Below are 13,315 nucleotides of genomic sequence, written 5' to 3'. Positions count from 1 at the left end.
TCATCCCTCCACGATACGCAGTTGTCCCGAGCGGAAGCGTGCCGCGTGTTCGCTCGGGGTGTTGCCAAAGAAGCGTTTGTATTCGCGGCTGAACTGGGAGCCGCTCTCGTAGCCTACCTTGTCCGCCGCCACCCCGGCCTTGAGGCCGTCGTGCAGCATCATCAGCCGCGCCCGGTGCAGGCGCAGGGTCTTGATGTACTGCAGGGGCGAGGTGGCGGTGGCCGCCTTGAAGTGGTGGTGGAAGGCCGAGACGCTCATGTTCGCCTCCCGGGCCAGCTCCTCCACCGTCAGGTTCTCGGTAAAGCGCTGCTCCATGATACGCAGCACCCGGGCTATCTGGCTCACCTGGCTGTGACGGCTGGCCATGGCCAGCAGGGCGGGGGCACCCCCTTCGTGCAGGGCGTGGAACAGGATCTCGCGCACGATCTGGGGCCCCAGCACCCGGGCGTGGAGCGGCTTGTCCATCACGTCGATGAGGCGCTCCACCGCGCAGAGCATGGTCTCGGAGAGGGGCACGGAGACCACGCCGCGACCCGGCTCCGCCGGGGCGGGGGCCGCGTCCCCCATCTCCAGCAGCAGGGCCTGCAGCGCCGCCACGTCGATCTCCACCGAGAGCCCCACCAGGGGGGATTCGGGGGAGGCGAAGCACTCGCACTCGCAGGGCAGCGGCAGGGTCATCATCAGGTAGTGCTCGGGGTCGTAGCGGAAGGTGAAGTCCGAGAGATAGCCCACCTTGTGCCCCTGCAGGATGATGATCATGCGCGGGCGGTAGAGCACCGGGATGCGGTCGTGATGCTCCGTGGTGTAGATGAGGTGCACGCCGGGCACGGGGGCGGCGGTGATCCCCGGGTGGGGTGCCAGGGCGGCGAGTCGGCTGGCGAGGGCGGACTGGTGGGTCGCCGCGATGGGCTGATTTGTACTCATTTATCCAGGCTCAGTAGAAATAGGCAAGAAATCGGCAGAAAGCTCCCTTGATGGTAAGGGGTTATAAGAGAAAAATGCAACCCATACCTTACCGACTACGACCACCCCGGGAGATCCCATGAACAACTTCATCCTGCACACCCCCACCAAGGTGCTGTTCGGCAAGGGCCAGGTGGCCCAGCTGCGCGGCCAGATCCCCAGCGACGCCCGCATCCTCGTCACCTACGGCGGTGGCAGCGTGGTGCGCAGCGGCCTGCTGGACCAGATCCGCCGCGAGCTGGCCGGCCTGACCCTGTTTGAATTTGGCGGCATCGAGCCCAACCCCACCTACGAGACCCTGATGGGCGCCGTCGAACTGGCCCGCGCCGAGAAGGTCGACTTCCTGCTGGCAGTGGGCGGCGGCTCCGTGCTGGACGGCTCCAAGTTCATCGCCGCGGCCGCGCACTACGATCCGGCCAGGGATCCCTGGCACATCCTCGAGACCGTCGGGGGGGAGGTGGCCTCCGCCATTCCCCTGGGCAGCGTGCTGACCCTGCCGGCCACCGGTTCCGAGATGAACATGGGCGCCGTCATCACCCGCAAGAGCACTGGGGACAAGCAGCACTTCTTCTCTCCCTTCGTGATGCCGCGCTTCGCCGTGCTCGACCCCGTGCTCACCTACACCCTGCCCGCCCGTCAGGTGGCCAATGGGGTGGTGGATGCCTTCATCCACACCCTGGAGCAGTACCTCACCTACCCGGTGGATGCCAAGGTGCAGGATCGCTTCGCAGAAGGGCTGCTGCTGACCCTGGCGGAAGAGGGGCCCAAGGCGCTGGTGGAGCCGGAAAACTACGACGTGCGTGCCAACATCATGTGGAGTGCCACCCTGGCACTGAACGGCCTGATCGGAGCCGGTGTACCCCAGGACTGGGCCACCCACATGCTGGGCCACGAGATCACCGCCCTGCACGGTCTGGACCACGCCCAGACCCTGGCGGTGGTGCTGCCCGCCCTGCTTCAGGCCAAGCGCGAGCAGAAGCGCGCCAAGCTGCTGCAATACGCCGAGCGGGTCTGGGATCTGCGCAGCGGCAGTGACGAGGCGCGTATCGACGGTGCCATCGCCGCCACCCGCGACTTCTTCGAGCGGATGGGGATCAAGACCCGGCTGCGGGATTACGTGGCCGACGCCCGGATCGACGCCCTGCTGGCCAAGCTCGAAGAGCACGGCATGACCGCCCTGGGTGAGCACGGCGACATCGACCTGGCCCAGAGCCGGCATATTTATGAGGCGGCCTGGTAAGCAGAGCGCGCCTGAAACGGGCCCAAGGCCCGGTTGCACCAGGGGGCCCGAACCCGCCAGCAGGCGGGGACGCGGCCCCCTGAACGTTGCAAAATGGTTACTTTTTCCCTTTTCATCTCATCAGATGAGCCAACGGCAGATTTCGTAAGAACAAAAAACGCTAAGGTAGAGGCCGGGTTAAACATTTTTTTTGACTGGTTGGATCACTTTTTTCAGCGCTTTTTGCTGTTATAAGCCCCTAATTTGGTTTGTTTTTTTTAATCATGGTCCGGGATGGGCTGAATTCTGTACCCGCCCGCCCGGGGCCGTGGTTGTAATAAAACTCCAAAATTTGATACTAATCATCCTCGCGCCTGAAAAGCGGGGGCCTGACCGTGACAGGAGGTCGAGGTGAAGCCTGCTGATTTTCATAACAAAGGGCCCGTGACCTGCACTTTGATCATGCCTTGTCCCCTCAGACATGAGAGACTTGGCGATGATTGTTTATTAACCATCAGGGAATAGTCATGCAGATTGGAATACCGAGAGAGAGTCTCGCCGGTGAGACCCGGGTCGCAGCGACCCCGGCCACTGTCGAGCAGCTGAAAAAGCTCGGCTTCGAGGTTGCCATCGAGGCCGGTGCCGGCCTGCGAGCCAGCTTCGATGATGCCGCCTTCGAGGCTGCCGGTGCCAGCGTGGTACCGAACGTCTGGCAAGCCGACCTTGTCTTCAAGGTCAACGCGCCGACCGAGGCCGAAATCGCACAAATTAAGGATGGTGCCACCCTGGTGAGCTTCATCTGGCCCGCCCAGAACCCCGAGCTGGTCAAGAAGCTTTCCGAGCGCAACATCAATGTGATGGCGATGGACATGGTGCCGCGGATCTCCCGTGCCCAGTCCCTCGACGCCCTCTCTTCCATGGCCAACATCGGTGGCTATCGCGCCGTCGTGGAAGCCGCGCACCAGTTCGGTCGCTTCTTCACCGGCCAGATCACCGCCGCCGGTAAAGTTCCGCCCGCCAAGGTGCTGGTCATCGGTGCCGGTGTGGCCGGTCTGGCCGCCATCGGGACCGCCGGTTCCCTCGGTGCCATCGTGCGTGCCTTCGATACCCGTCTGGAAGTGGCCGAGCAGATCGAGTCCATGGGTGGGGAATTCCTCAAGCTGGACTTCGGCGGCGAAGATGGCGCTTCCAGCGACGGCTACGCCAAGGTGATGAGCGAAGAGTTCATCAAGGCCGAGATGGAGCTGTTCGCCCAGCAGGCCAAGGAAGTGGACATCATCATCACTACCGCCCTGATCCCGGGCAAGCCGGCACCCAAGCTCATCACCAAGGAAATGGTGGACAGCATGAAGCCGGGCTCCGTCATCGTGGACATGGCGGCCCAGGCCGGCGGCAACTGCGAATACACGGTACCGGGTGAACTGCATGTCACTGACAACGGCGTCAAGGTGATCGGTTACACCGATCTGCCGGGCCGCCTGCCTGCCCAATCCTCCCAGCTCTACGGCACCAACCTGGTGAACCTGATGAAGCTGATGTGCAAGGAGAAGGACGGCAACGTCGCCATCGACTTCGAAGACGTGGTGCAGCGCAACATGACGGTGGTCCAGGCCGGTGAAGTGACCTTCCCGCCCCCCGCCATCTCCGTCTCTGCCGCCCCGCAGAAACCCGCTGCCGCCAAACCGGCCGCCAAGAAGGAAGAGGCCAAGCCCTCCAACAAGAAGTTCGTGTTCGGTGCCCTCGGCATCGCCGCCTTCGGTTGGGTGGCTGCCGTGGCGCCTGCCGCCTTCCTCTCCCACTTCACCGTCTTCATCCTGGCCTGCGTGGTCGGTTACTACGTGGTGTGGAACGTCTCTCACGCCCTGCACACGCCGCTGATGTCGGTCACCAATGCCATCTCCGGCATCATCGTGGTCGGTGCGCTGTTGCAGATTGGACAAGGGTCGACCCTGGTCACCGTGCTGGCCTTTGTCGCCGTGCTGATTGCCAGTATCAACATCTTCGGTGGCTTCACCGTCACTCAGCGCATGCTGAAGATGTTCCGTAAGGATTAAGGGGGTTTAACGTGTCTCAAGGACTGGTAACAGCATCCTATATCGTTGCCGCCGTGCTCTTCATCCTCAGTCTCGCGGGACTGTCGAAGCAAGAAACGGCCAAGCATGGCAACCTGTTCGGTATCGCGGGGATGGCCATCGCCCTGCTCGCCACCGTCTTCAACCCGGAAACCAGTGGCGTCCACTGGATCATCCTGGCCATGGCCATCGGTGGCGCCATCGGCGTGCGTCTGGCCCTCAAGGTCGAGATGACCGAGATGCCCGAGCTGGTGGCCGTGCTGCACAGCTTCGTGGGCATGGCAGCGGTGCTGGTGGGCTTCAACAGCTTCATCGATCTGCACCCCTCCGCCCCCGCTGAAGTGGTGGTCTCCGTCGGTTCCAACCTGGATGCGACCCTGGCAGCCGCCCGGGCGGCATTCGAGCAGGCGGCAAGCGTCGCCCAGGTCGAGCACCTCTCCGGCGCCATGCTGAACATCCACCTGGTGGAAGTGTTCCTGGGCGTCTTCATCGGTGCCGTGACCTTCACCGGTTCCGTGGTTGCCTTCGGCAAACTGCGTGGTCTCATCTCCTCCAAGCCGCTGATGCTGCCGCACCGCCACAAGCTGAACCTGCTGGCCGTGGTGGTCTCCATCGCGCTGATGATCCACTTCGTCAACGCCGGTGGCTCCACCTTCGCCCTGCTGGTGATGACCCTGATCGCCTTCGCCTTCGGCTGGCACCTGGTCGCCTCCATCGGTGGTGCGGACATGCCGGTGGTGGTCTCCATGCTGAACTCCTACTCCGGTTGGGCGGCGGCGGCGGCGGGCTTCATGCTCTCCAATGACCTGCTGATCGTCACCGGTGCCCTGGTGGGTTCCTCCGGTGCCATCCTCTCCTACATCATGTGCAAGGCGATGAACCGCTCCTTCATCTCCGTGATCGCCGGTGGCTTCGGCTCCGACGGCGTGGCTTCCACCGCCGAGCAGGAGCTGGGCGAATACCGCGAGACCAACGCCGAAGACGTGGCCGACATGCTGAAGAACGCCAGCTCCGTCATCATCACCCCGGGCTACGGCATGGCGGTGGCGCAGGCCCAGTACCCGGTGGCCGAGATCACCCAGAAGCTGCGTGATCGCGGCGTCAAGGTGCGCTTCGGCATCCACCCGGTGGCCGGTCGTCTGCCTGGTCACATGAACGTGCTGCTGGCGGAAGCGAAAGTCCCCTATGACATCGTGCTGGAAATGGACGAGATCAACGATGACTTCGCCGACACCGACGTGGTGCTGGTGATCGGTGCCAACGACACCGTCAACCCGGCCGCCATGGAAGATCCGGGCAGCCCCATCGCCGGCATGCCGGTGCTGGAAGTGTGGAAGGCGCAGAATGTCATCGGCTTCAAGCGCTCCATGAACACTGGCTACGCCGGTGTCCAGAACCCGCTGTTCTTCAAGGAGAACACCCAGATGCTGTTTGGCGATGCCAAGGCCAGCGTCGAGGCCATCCTGAAGGCGCTGTAAGCGTTGACCGGATGAGACAAAAAGGGGGCTTCGGCCCCCTTTTTTTAGGTTCATCGCGGCTTTCCGGGGAAGGCCGCCTTGATTTTCAGAAAAAAGTATTCTGAGTCCCTAAATCCATATGCCATGCGCTTTATCACTTTGATCTTGTTGTTCACCCCTTCCAGCACACTCGTGTGCATCGGGTAGTTTGCACTCGCCAGGATCCCCCGCATATATTTCGATAAATTTCGACCAAATCGTTGCAGCGGCGCTAGCCCGCTTTCCTTCACCTGCCGCATCCAGCTCCGCCATCGTCGCCATCCTTCCCACACGCTCGGCGCATACCAGATGCCCTTCAACGCCTCTTTCAGCACGTACACCATCGCCAGCGGTTGATTCGCCGCCAACAGCTCCTGCAACTTCACATCCTGTTTTTCACTCAGCTTCGCCCGATTACGTAGCAGCAACCAACGCGCACTTTTGACCACTTTTCGCGCCGGTTTATCGCTTTTCAGTGCATTCGCCTGCTCCACTCGCACCCGGTCCACCACCTCTCGGCCATAGCGAGCCACCACGTGGAACAGGTCGTAGACCACCTCCGCCTGCGGGCAGTGTTGCTTCACCTCCAGGTCGAACGCCGTGTTCATGTCCATCGCCACCGCCTCAATCTGCTGGCATCGCTCGCCGAGCTGCTCGAAGAAGGGACGGATAGCGGCCCGACTGTTGCCGTGCCCCACCCACAGGACGCGGGTTCGCTCGGCATCCATGATCACGGTGGCATAGCGGTGTCCCTTGTGCAGGGCAAACTCATCCATCACCAGCCGCCGCACCTCCCCAAGTTCGATGGTGCCCACACTAGTCTGCAAACGGCGCTTGTCGATCTCCTTGATGGTGTGCCAACCGACCCCGGTGAGCTGGCTGACATGGCGGATGGGGAGGTACTGAACGAGCGCTTCAATCCAGCACTGCATGCGCCGGGTGAGGCGGGAGCCAGAGGGGAGCCAGTCGATATGTTCACTGACGCGACCACAGCGCAGACAGTCGACGCGGCGAACAGGCAGTTGTAACCAGACTTGTCGGTCAAATAGGTCTCGCTCACGCACCCGGCGGATACGTTGGTCGTGGATCAATGGCGTGGGTTGCAGGCATCGGCGACAACGGGGCAAGAAGTCGGCGCGAGGCTCAAGGGTAAACAGGGTGTGATGGTTGGCAGAAAGCGCTTGGGCGATGACGGTATAACCTGGCCAGAAGGAGGTAATATCAATATGATGCACGGCGACAGCAGGGTGATGGTGGTGGTGTGTTTGGCGACAACCAGTTTACCAGCACCCTGTCTGTCAACTTCCACTTTCCCAGGATCCCGCGAAGAACCTTTTTTTAGGCGCTGTCCCAATTACATGTTGAAAGGCTAACCTTGAAGTAGGTCATCACCCTGAGGGCCTCCATCATGGATACCCAAGCCTTTCAACATCTACTGTCTCTCTTTCCACAGCTCACCATGCGCCAGCGTCGCCTCGCGCAACATGAACTCACTACCCCTCACCCAATCACCTCGCTGGCCGCTCAACTCCCCGCTTGTCGATGTCGCCCTCACTGTCAGGCCGAGGCTACGCAGTTGGCTCCCTGGGGTTGGAGTCGAGGGCTGCGTCGTTATCGCTGCAAGCAGTGTCTGCTCACCAGTTCCGTTCTCACCAAGACGCCTCTGGCTCGACTTCGCAAGGCACAATGTTGGGAAGACTACGCCCAGGCCCTCATCGACGGTCTGACCGTCCGACAGGCTGCCGTCCGCTGCGGAGTCTGTAAAAACACCGCCTTCTTGTGGCGTCACCGCTTCCTGAAAGCCATGGCGAGTCACCAGGCGGCACGGGAAGGGGGTATCGTCGAGGTTGATGAGACCTTCTTCTTGGAGTCGTTTAAAGGGCAACGTGGTTTGCCCCGCCCGGCCCGCCACCGTGGGGGCAAAGGCCGTACCCGAGGCACAGGGCCGGATTACATCCCGGTGATGGTGGTTCAGGACCGGGCTGGTCACCATGCGGATTTTCAGTTGGAGAAAATGAATGCCGAGACGGTGATAGCTGTTTTGACACCCCTTGTCTCGTCAGATGCGGTGTTGTGTAGCGACGGCTCCGGGGTGTATGCCAGTTTCAGCAAAGCGCAGGGAGTGACCCATCAGGTCGTGCGCAATCGCCAAGGCGAGCGTGTGGTTGGCGCGTACCATATCCAGCATGTAAACGGATATCACCGTCGGTTGAAAGAGTGGATGGAGCGGTTCCATGGGGTAGCGACCCACTATCTGAGAAATTATCTGGGTTGGCGAAGGATGTTGGAGCGCTACGGGCGGGAAGTGAATGTGCCACGTTGCTTGCATGAGGCGCTGGGGCGCCCCATGCAACACGTAATTGGGACATAGCCTTTTTTTATGACCAGAGTGGATGACCGTGGCAGGGAACAGACAGGCGGTGGTGCCTGCCTGTCCGGACTGACTGGCGAGCCCTGGCTCAATTAAAGTTGAGCAAAAGCACCAAAAAACCACCTTGAAGGCCTCTCATGGGGCCTTTTTGTCATTTCAGTCGTGATTTTGCTCACATTTTGTGGTGTTGTCTCACCAGTCGGGCATAATGCCCGCGCAAAAAGCGGATTTGCTCAATTTTATTTGAGTCCGCTTTGAATATCCTTACCCAACGTTGACCGGATGACCCCATGACCGAGGTAGCTCCCTTGCGCGACGCCAGCACACTGACCGATGAAGAGCGCCATCTGATTGCCAGCTTCGAGCCTGCGGTGGCGGCGCTGTCCGCCCTGTTTGGCCCGGGTTGCGAGGTGGTGCTGCACGCCTTTGACAGCCTGCATGCCTCCGTCATCAAGATTGCCAACGGCCACATCACCGGCCGCCAGGAGGGAGCGCCGGTCACCGATTTTGCGCTCGACAAGTTGCACAGTGCCGCCGGCAGCCAGTGGAGCAGCTATTTTTCCCGCACCCGGGAGGGCACCCTGCTGAAGTCCTCGTCCATCACCATCAGCAACCGCGAGGGCAAACCCATCGGCATGCTGTGCGTGAATTTCAGCCTGGACACGCCCCTTGGCAGCCTGCTCGACACCTTTGCCCCGCCCGCAGTGCCCCCTGCCCACGGCACCGAAACCTTCGCCAGCTCGGTGGATGATCTGGTGGCGCAGGTGATCGCCAAGGTGGACAGGGATCCCGGGCTGGGCAGCAACGTGCGCAACAAGGCGATCGTGCACCGGCTCTACGACATGGGCATCTTCGAGATCAAGGATGCCGCCCAACTGGTGGCCGAACTGCTCGGTATCTCCCGCCATACCGTTTACCTGCATATCCGCAATCACAAGGCGGAACTGGCCGAACAACAATGACGAGCCCGCACGCGGGCGACATGAACATGAGACACATCGCAATGAACGCACAATGGACCGACTTTATTACCCTGCTCAAGCGTGAAGTGGTGCCGGCCCTCGGCTGCACCGAGCCCATGTCGGTCGCCCTGGCGGCGGCCAACTGCCGCAAGCTGCTGGGCCAGGTACCGACCCGCACCCGCGTCTGGGTCAGCGGCAATCTGTTCAAGAACGGCATGGGGGTCGGGGTGCCCGGCACCGGCATGATCGGCCTGCCGGTGGCCGCTGCCGTCGGCATCACCGGTGGCAACCCGGATGCCGGGCTGGAGGTGCTCAAGAGCCTCACGCCGGATCAGGTCGAGGCGGCCAAGGGGCTGCTGCCCACCATAGAGGTGGATGTGAAGGATGTGCCCGACGTGCTCTACGCCGAGGTGCTGGCCGAAGTGGAGGGGCACAGCGCCCGGGTGGTGATCTGTACCGACCATACCCGCATCGTGCTGATGGAGAAGGATGGCGAGGTGCTGATGGTGCAGGACAGTGCCCCCGGGGTGCAGATCCAGCCAGCCAAGGCCGGCAAGCCCGCCATGACCCTGAAGGAGATCGTGGCCTTCGCCCTGGAGGTGCCGCTGGCCGAGATCGACTTCATCCGCGAGGCGGCCACCATGAACCAGGCGCTGGCGGACGAAGGGCTGCAGGGCTATGGCCTGCGCATCGGCAAGATCCTCACCGACCAGGTTGAACGCAAGCTGCTTTCCGACGATCTGATGACCCTGGCCATGCGCCTGTCGTCTGCAGCCTCCGATGCGCGGATGGATGGCGCCATGCTGCCCGCCATGTCCAATTCCGGTTCCGGCAACCAGGGCATTGCCGCCACCATGCCGGTGGTCGCCGCGGCCCGCTTCCTCAAGGCCGATGACGAGCAGCTAGCCCGTGCCCTGGTGATGAGCCACCTGGTGGCCATCTACATCAAAGCCTACCAGAACAAGCTCTCCGCCCTGTGTGCCGCCAGTACCGCCGCCATGGGATCGGGGGCCGCCATCACCTGGCTGCTGGGGGGCCAGTTCGAGCAGATCAGCCACTGCATCAACAACATGATTGGGGATGTTTCCGGCATCATCTGCGACGGCGCCGGCAGCGCCTGCTCCATGAAGGTCTCCACCTCCACCTCGGCGGCGGTGAAATCCTCGCTGATGGCCATCAACAATCTGCGCGTGCCCCAGAGCGAGGGGATCGTCTCGGACGATGTGGACCAGACCATCGCTAACCTGGGCCGCCTCTCCAGGGAGGGGATGCTGGATACCGACATCGAGATCATCAACATCATGCGGGCCAAGCAGCAGGGTAAGCACCAGTGACCCCGGAGTGCCGCCGTCGGCCATAAAAAAACCGGAGCCAGTGGCTCCGGTTTTTCATTGTCCGTTCGCTACTCAGCCGCGACCGAGACGGTTGTCCGGGTAGTTCTTGGCCAACACTTCGCGGGCATGCTGGGCCAGGGTCGGCATCTTCAGGGTGTCATAGGCGTTGACCATGATTTCCAGTGCCTTCTCGGTTTCCACCGTGTCGGGATAGGTCTCGACGATCAGCTTGGCGCGGTTGGCGGCGGCGATCAGGGCGTCACGCTTGACGTAGTACTCGGCTACCCCCAGGTCATAGCGGGCAAGACGGTTCTTCAGGCCGATCATGCGGGCACGGGCATCGGCTGCATAGCTGCTGTTGGGGTAGTTCTGCAGCAGGGTCTTGAAGTCCTGGAAGGCCTGACGGGCGTAGGAGGGGTCCTTGTCATCCCGATTGATGCCGAGGAAATCCTGGAAGAAGTTGTAATCCGCCGCCATGTTGGTCAGGCCGCGCATATAGAAGACGTAATCGATGTTCTTGTGCGCCGGGTTCAGGCGGATAAAACGGTCGATGTTGGCGATCGCCTGGGCGGTATCATCCTGCTTGTAGTAGGCATAGATGAGATCGAGCTGAACCTGGTTGGAGTAGGCACCGAACGGGTAACGAGAGTCCAGCGCTTCCAGCAGTTCGATGGCATTGAGGTAGTTGCCGGTATCCAGTTTGATGCGGGCTTTCTGGTACAGAACTTCCGGCGGTTCGTCGGGAACCTTGGGTTTGGTGCTGGAACAGCCAGTGATCAGAGTAGCGACCAAGGCGAGCGACATCAGCAGGTGAGACTTCTTTCCCATCAACAACATCCGGTCCATTTCCACGAAATTGGCAAAGTATCCGTTATGCTTGGCTAAAAGAAAAGCTAGAATACCCGGATTATTTCGAATTGATACCCCCGCTCAAGAGACCATACATGAGCCAGCATATTGAACTGACAGGCGAATTTCAGGATCACCAATTCGGGCAACGACTCGACCAGGCCCTGGCCGAATTGTTTCCCGACTACTCCCGGACCCGCATCAAGGAGTGGATTTTACAGGACAGAGTGACCCTGGACGGTCAGGTTGCCAATACCCCGCGCGAGAAAGTGGTGGCCGGGCAGCAGGTACATGTGAATGTGGAACTGGCAGACGACACCCGCTGGGATGCCCAGAACATAGAGCTGAACATCGTTTATGAAGATGAACACATCCTGGTGATCGACAAGCCGGCCGGCCTGGTGGTTCACCCGGGCGCCGGTACGCCGGACGGCACCGTGCTCAACGCCCTGCTGCACCGCTACCCCGGCATCGCCGAGGTCCCCCGTGCCGGTATCGTGCACCGTCTGGACAAAGACACCACGGGGTTGATGGTGGTGGCCAAGACCATTCCCGCCCAGACCCACCTGGCGGAAGCCCTGCAGGCACGCCAGATCACTCGTGAGTACGAGGCGATTGCCATCGGTCACATGACCGCCGGCGGCACCGTCGATGCCCCCATCGGTCGTCACCCGACCCAGCGTACCCACATGGCCGTAGTGCCCAACGGGCGCGAGTCCGTCACCCACTACCGGGTGCACGAGAAGTTCCGTGGTCACACCCGTCTGCGGTTGCGGCTGGAGACCGGCCGTACGCACCAGATCCGTGTCCACATGGCCCACATCAAGCATCCGCTGGTGGGGGATCCCGCCTACGGCGGTCGTCTGCGTCTGCTGCGCAACGCCACCCCCGAACTGACCGAGGCCCTGCGAGGTTTCCACCGTCAGGCGCTGCACGCCACCATGCTGAAGCTGGCGCACCCCATCACGGGTGAAGTGATGGAGTGGCACTCCCCCACGCCGCAGGACATGGTGGCGCTGATGGAAGTGCTGCGGGCGGATACCCTGGCCAATCCTGACGATCTGGTCTGGAACTGATCCCGAGGGCGGCCTTGCGACGATTCCTGCCGTAACCTGCCCTCCATGATCTGATGCGGGGCCCCTTGACTGGTTGCAGCCAAGGGGCCCCGTTTTCATATGAACGAAAGGAGCCACAGATGAACTGGATCACACCCGACTGGCCCGCGCCGGGCAATGTCAGGGCTCTCTCGACCACCCGGGACGGCGGCACCAGCGAAGGGGTCTTTGCCGGTCTGAACCTCGGGGCCCATGTGGGCGATGCACCGGCCAGGGTCGAGGTCAACCGCGCCCGACTGCAACAGGTGGCGGGGATCCCCGGCACTCTCAACTGGCTCAACCAGGTACATGGCATCGCCGTCCATCCGGTGAGCGACCGTTATGAGCGCGCACCGGATGCCGATGCCGCCTGTACGCATGAGGCGGGGCAGGCCTGCATTGTGATGACCGCCGACTGCCTGCCGGTGCTGTTCTGCGATCGGGCAGGCACCGTAGTGGCGGCGGCCCATGCCGGTTGGCGCGGATTGCTGGGGGGCGTATTGGAGGCAAGCATCGCCACCATGGGCTGCGAGCCTGGCGAGATCCTGGCCTGGCTGGGCCCGGCCATCGGTCCCGCCGCGTTCGAAGTGGGTGGCGAAGTGCGTGAGGCCTTCATGGCGGAGCAGGCCGAGGCGGCGGCTGCGTTCGCCCCTTCGTCCATCGAGGGGAAATGGCTGGCGGACATCTACCAGCTGGCCCGACTGCGCCTCGCCCGCGCCGGTGTCACCGCCATCTATGGCGGCGAATACTGCACTTTCAGCGACAGCGAGCGCTTCTACTCCTATCGCCGCGACGGGCAGACGGGTCGCATGGCCTCCCTTGTGTGGCTGGAAAAATAGCCGAAGAGGCGCTCGCGAGTGGCCGCAAGCGCCTCTTCACTCCTTGGTGATGGCCCTTTGGCGACCATGTCTTGCTGCCGAGCAGGCTCAGGGTGCAGGCTGCCATTGCGAGGTCG

The 13,315-nt window shown here is 62.0% G+C and carries 11 protein-coding genes; 8 read left to right on the top strand and 3 right to left on the bottom strand.

Annotation, left to right across the window (positions count from 1 at the left end; translation table 11 throughout):
• Positions 1-924, bottom strand: coding sequence for an AraC family transcriptional regulator (locus tag I6L36_RS11550; protein WP_010675998.1), 924 nt, complete (start codon positions 922-924; stop codon positions 1-3).
• A gap of 118 nt (positions 925-1,042) precedes the next feature.
• Here I6L36_RS11550 and yqhD point away from each other — a divergent pair, with 118 nt between their 5' ends.
• From yqhD to pntB, 3 genes are all read left to right on the top strand, one after another.
• On the top strand, positions 1,043-2,203 hold the full coding sequence (yqhD, locus tag I6L36_RS11545; RefSeq protein WP_041214265.1) for an alcohol dehydrogenase: 1,161 nt from the start codon (positions 1,043-1,045) through the stop codon (positions 2,201-2,203).
• A 506-nt stretch (positions 2,204-2,709) separates the two neighbouring features.
• Complete coding sequence (locus tag I6L36_RS11540; protein ID WP_010675996.1) at positions 2,710-4,236, top strand: Re/Si-specific NAD(P)(+) transhydrogenase subunit alpha; 1,527 nt, start codon at positions 2,710-2,712, stop codon at positions 4,234-4,236.
• Positions 4,237-4,247: 11 nt separating this feature from the next.
• Entirely contained in the window at positions 4,248-5,732 is a 1,485-nt protein-coding gene (gene pntB / locus I6L36_RS11535) for a Re/Si-specific NAD(P)(+) transhydrogenase subunit beta (RefSeq protein WP_010675995.1), read from the top strand.
• A gap of 50 nt (positions 5,733-5,782) precedes the next feature.
• Here pntB and I6L36_RS11530 read toward each other — a convergent pair whose 3' ends face one another.
• Positions 5,783-6,985, bottom strand: coding sequence for an ISL3-like element ISAeme19 family transposase (locus I6L36_RS11530; protein WP_080988673.1), 1,203 nt, complete (start codon positions 6,983-6,985; stop codon positions 5,783-5,785).
• A gap of 173 nt (positions 6,986-7,158) precedes the next feature.
• Here I6L36_RS11530 and I6L36_RS11525 point away from each other — a divergent pair, with 173 nt between their 5' ends.
• The 3 genes from I6L36_RS11525 to I6L36_RS11515 all read left to right on the top strand — a co-directional run bounded on the left by I6L36_RS11525 (position 7,159) and on the right by I6L36_RS11515 (position 10,417).
• Entirely contained in the window at positions 7,159-8,121 is a 963-nt protein-coding gene (locus tag I6L36_RS11525) for an IS1595 family transposase (protein WP_111896592.1), read from the top strand.
• 290 nt (positions 8,122-8,411) lie between these two features.
• Positions 8,412-9,083 carry a transcriptional regulator gene (locus tag I6L36_RS11520; RefSeq protein WP_010675994.1) on the top strand — a complete coding sequence of 224 codons (672 nt, stop codon included), beginning with the start codon at positions 8,412-8,414 and terminating at the stop codon, positions 9,081-9,083.
• A 26-nt stretch (positions 9,084-9,109) separates the two neighbouring features.
• Positions 9,110-10,417: a serine dehydratase subunit alpha family protein gene (locus tag I6L36_RS11515; RefSeq protein WP_049636093.1), complete on the top strand. Its 1,308-nt coding sequence runs from the start codon at positions 9,110-9,112 to the stop codon at positions 10,415-10,417.
• Positions 10,418-10,489: 72 nt separating this feature from the next.
• Here I6L36_RS11515 and I6L36_RS11510 read toward each other — a convergent pair whose 3' ends face one another.
• Complete coding sequence (locus I6L36_RS11510; protein WP_039039695.1) at positions 10,490-11,245, bottom strand: outer membrane protein assembly factor BamD; 756 nt, start codon at positions 11,243-11,245, stop codon at positions 10,490-10,492.
• A 116-nt stretch (positions 11,246-11,361) separates the two neighbouring features.
• Here I6L36_RS11510 and rluD point away from each other — a divergent pair, with 116 nt between their 5' ends.
• Positions 11,362-12,342 (top strand): 23S rRNA pseudouridine(1911/1915/1917) synthase RluD, encoded by a 981-nt coding sequence (rluD, locus tag I6L36_RS11505; protein WP_053288034.1) that lies wholly within the window; start codon positions 11,362-11,364, stop codon positions 12,340-12,342.
• Positions 12,343-12,461: 119 nt separating this feature from the next.
• Positions 12,462-13,199, top strand: coding sequence for a peptidoglycan editing factor PgeF (pgeF, locus tag I6L36_RS11500; protein WP_053288035.1), 738 nt, complete (start codon positions 12,462-12,464; stop codon positions 13,197-13,199).
• The last annotated feature ends 116 nt before the right edge of the window (positions 13,200-13,315 follow it).

The organism is Aeromonas sp. FDAARGOS 1406, from assembly GCF_019048565.1.
In the GTDB taxonomy this organism is placed as follows: Bacteria; Pseudomonadota; Gammaproteobacteria; order Enterobacterales; family Aeromonadaceae; genus Aeromonas; species Aeromonas caviae.
This window is presented reverse-complemented; position numbering and strand designations above follow the sequence as displayed.

Coding starts and splice junctions, on each gene's coding strand:
- yqhD (WP_041214265.1), top strand. CDS start 1,043: ATGAACAACTTCATCCTGCACACCCCCACCAAGGTGCTGTTCGGCAAG.
- rluD (WP_053288034.1), top strand. CDS start 11,362: ATGAGCCAGCATATTGAACTGACAGGCGAATTTCAGGATCACCAATTC.
- I6L36_RS11525 (WP_111896592.1), top strand. CDS start 7,159: ATGGATACCCAAGCCTTTCAACATCTACTGTCTCTCTTTCCACAGCTC.
- I6L36_RS11540 (WP_010675996.1), top strand. CDS start 2,710: ATGCAGATTGGAATACCGAGAGAGAGTCTCGCCGGTGAGACCCGGGTC.
- I6L36_RS11515 (WP_049636093.1), top strand. CDS start 9,110: ATGAGACACATCGCAATGAACGCACAATGGACCGACTTTATTACCCTG.
- I6L36_RS11510 (WP_039039695.1), bottom strand. CDS start 11,245: ATGGGAAAGAAGTCTCACCTGCTGATGTCGCTCGCCTTGGTCGCTACT.
- I6L36_RS11550 (WP_010675998.1), bottom strand. CDS start 924: ATGAGTACAAATCAGCCCATCGCGGCGACCCACCAGTCCGCCCTCGCC.
- pgeF (WP_053288035.1), top strand. CDS start 12,462: ATGAACTGGATCACACCCGACTGGCCCGCGCCGGGCAATGTCAGGGCT.
- I6L36_RS11520 (WP_010675994.1), top strand. CDS start 8,412: ATGACCGAGGTAGCTCCCTTGCGCGACGCCAGCACACTGACCGATGAA.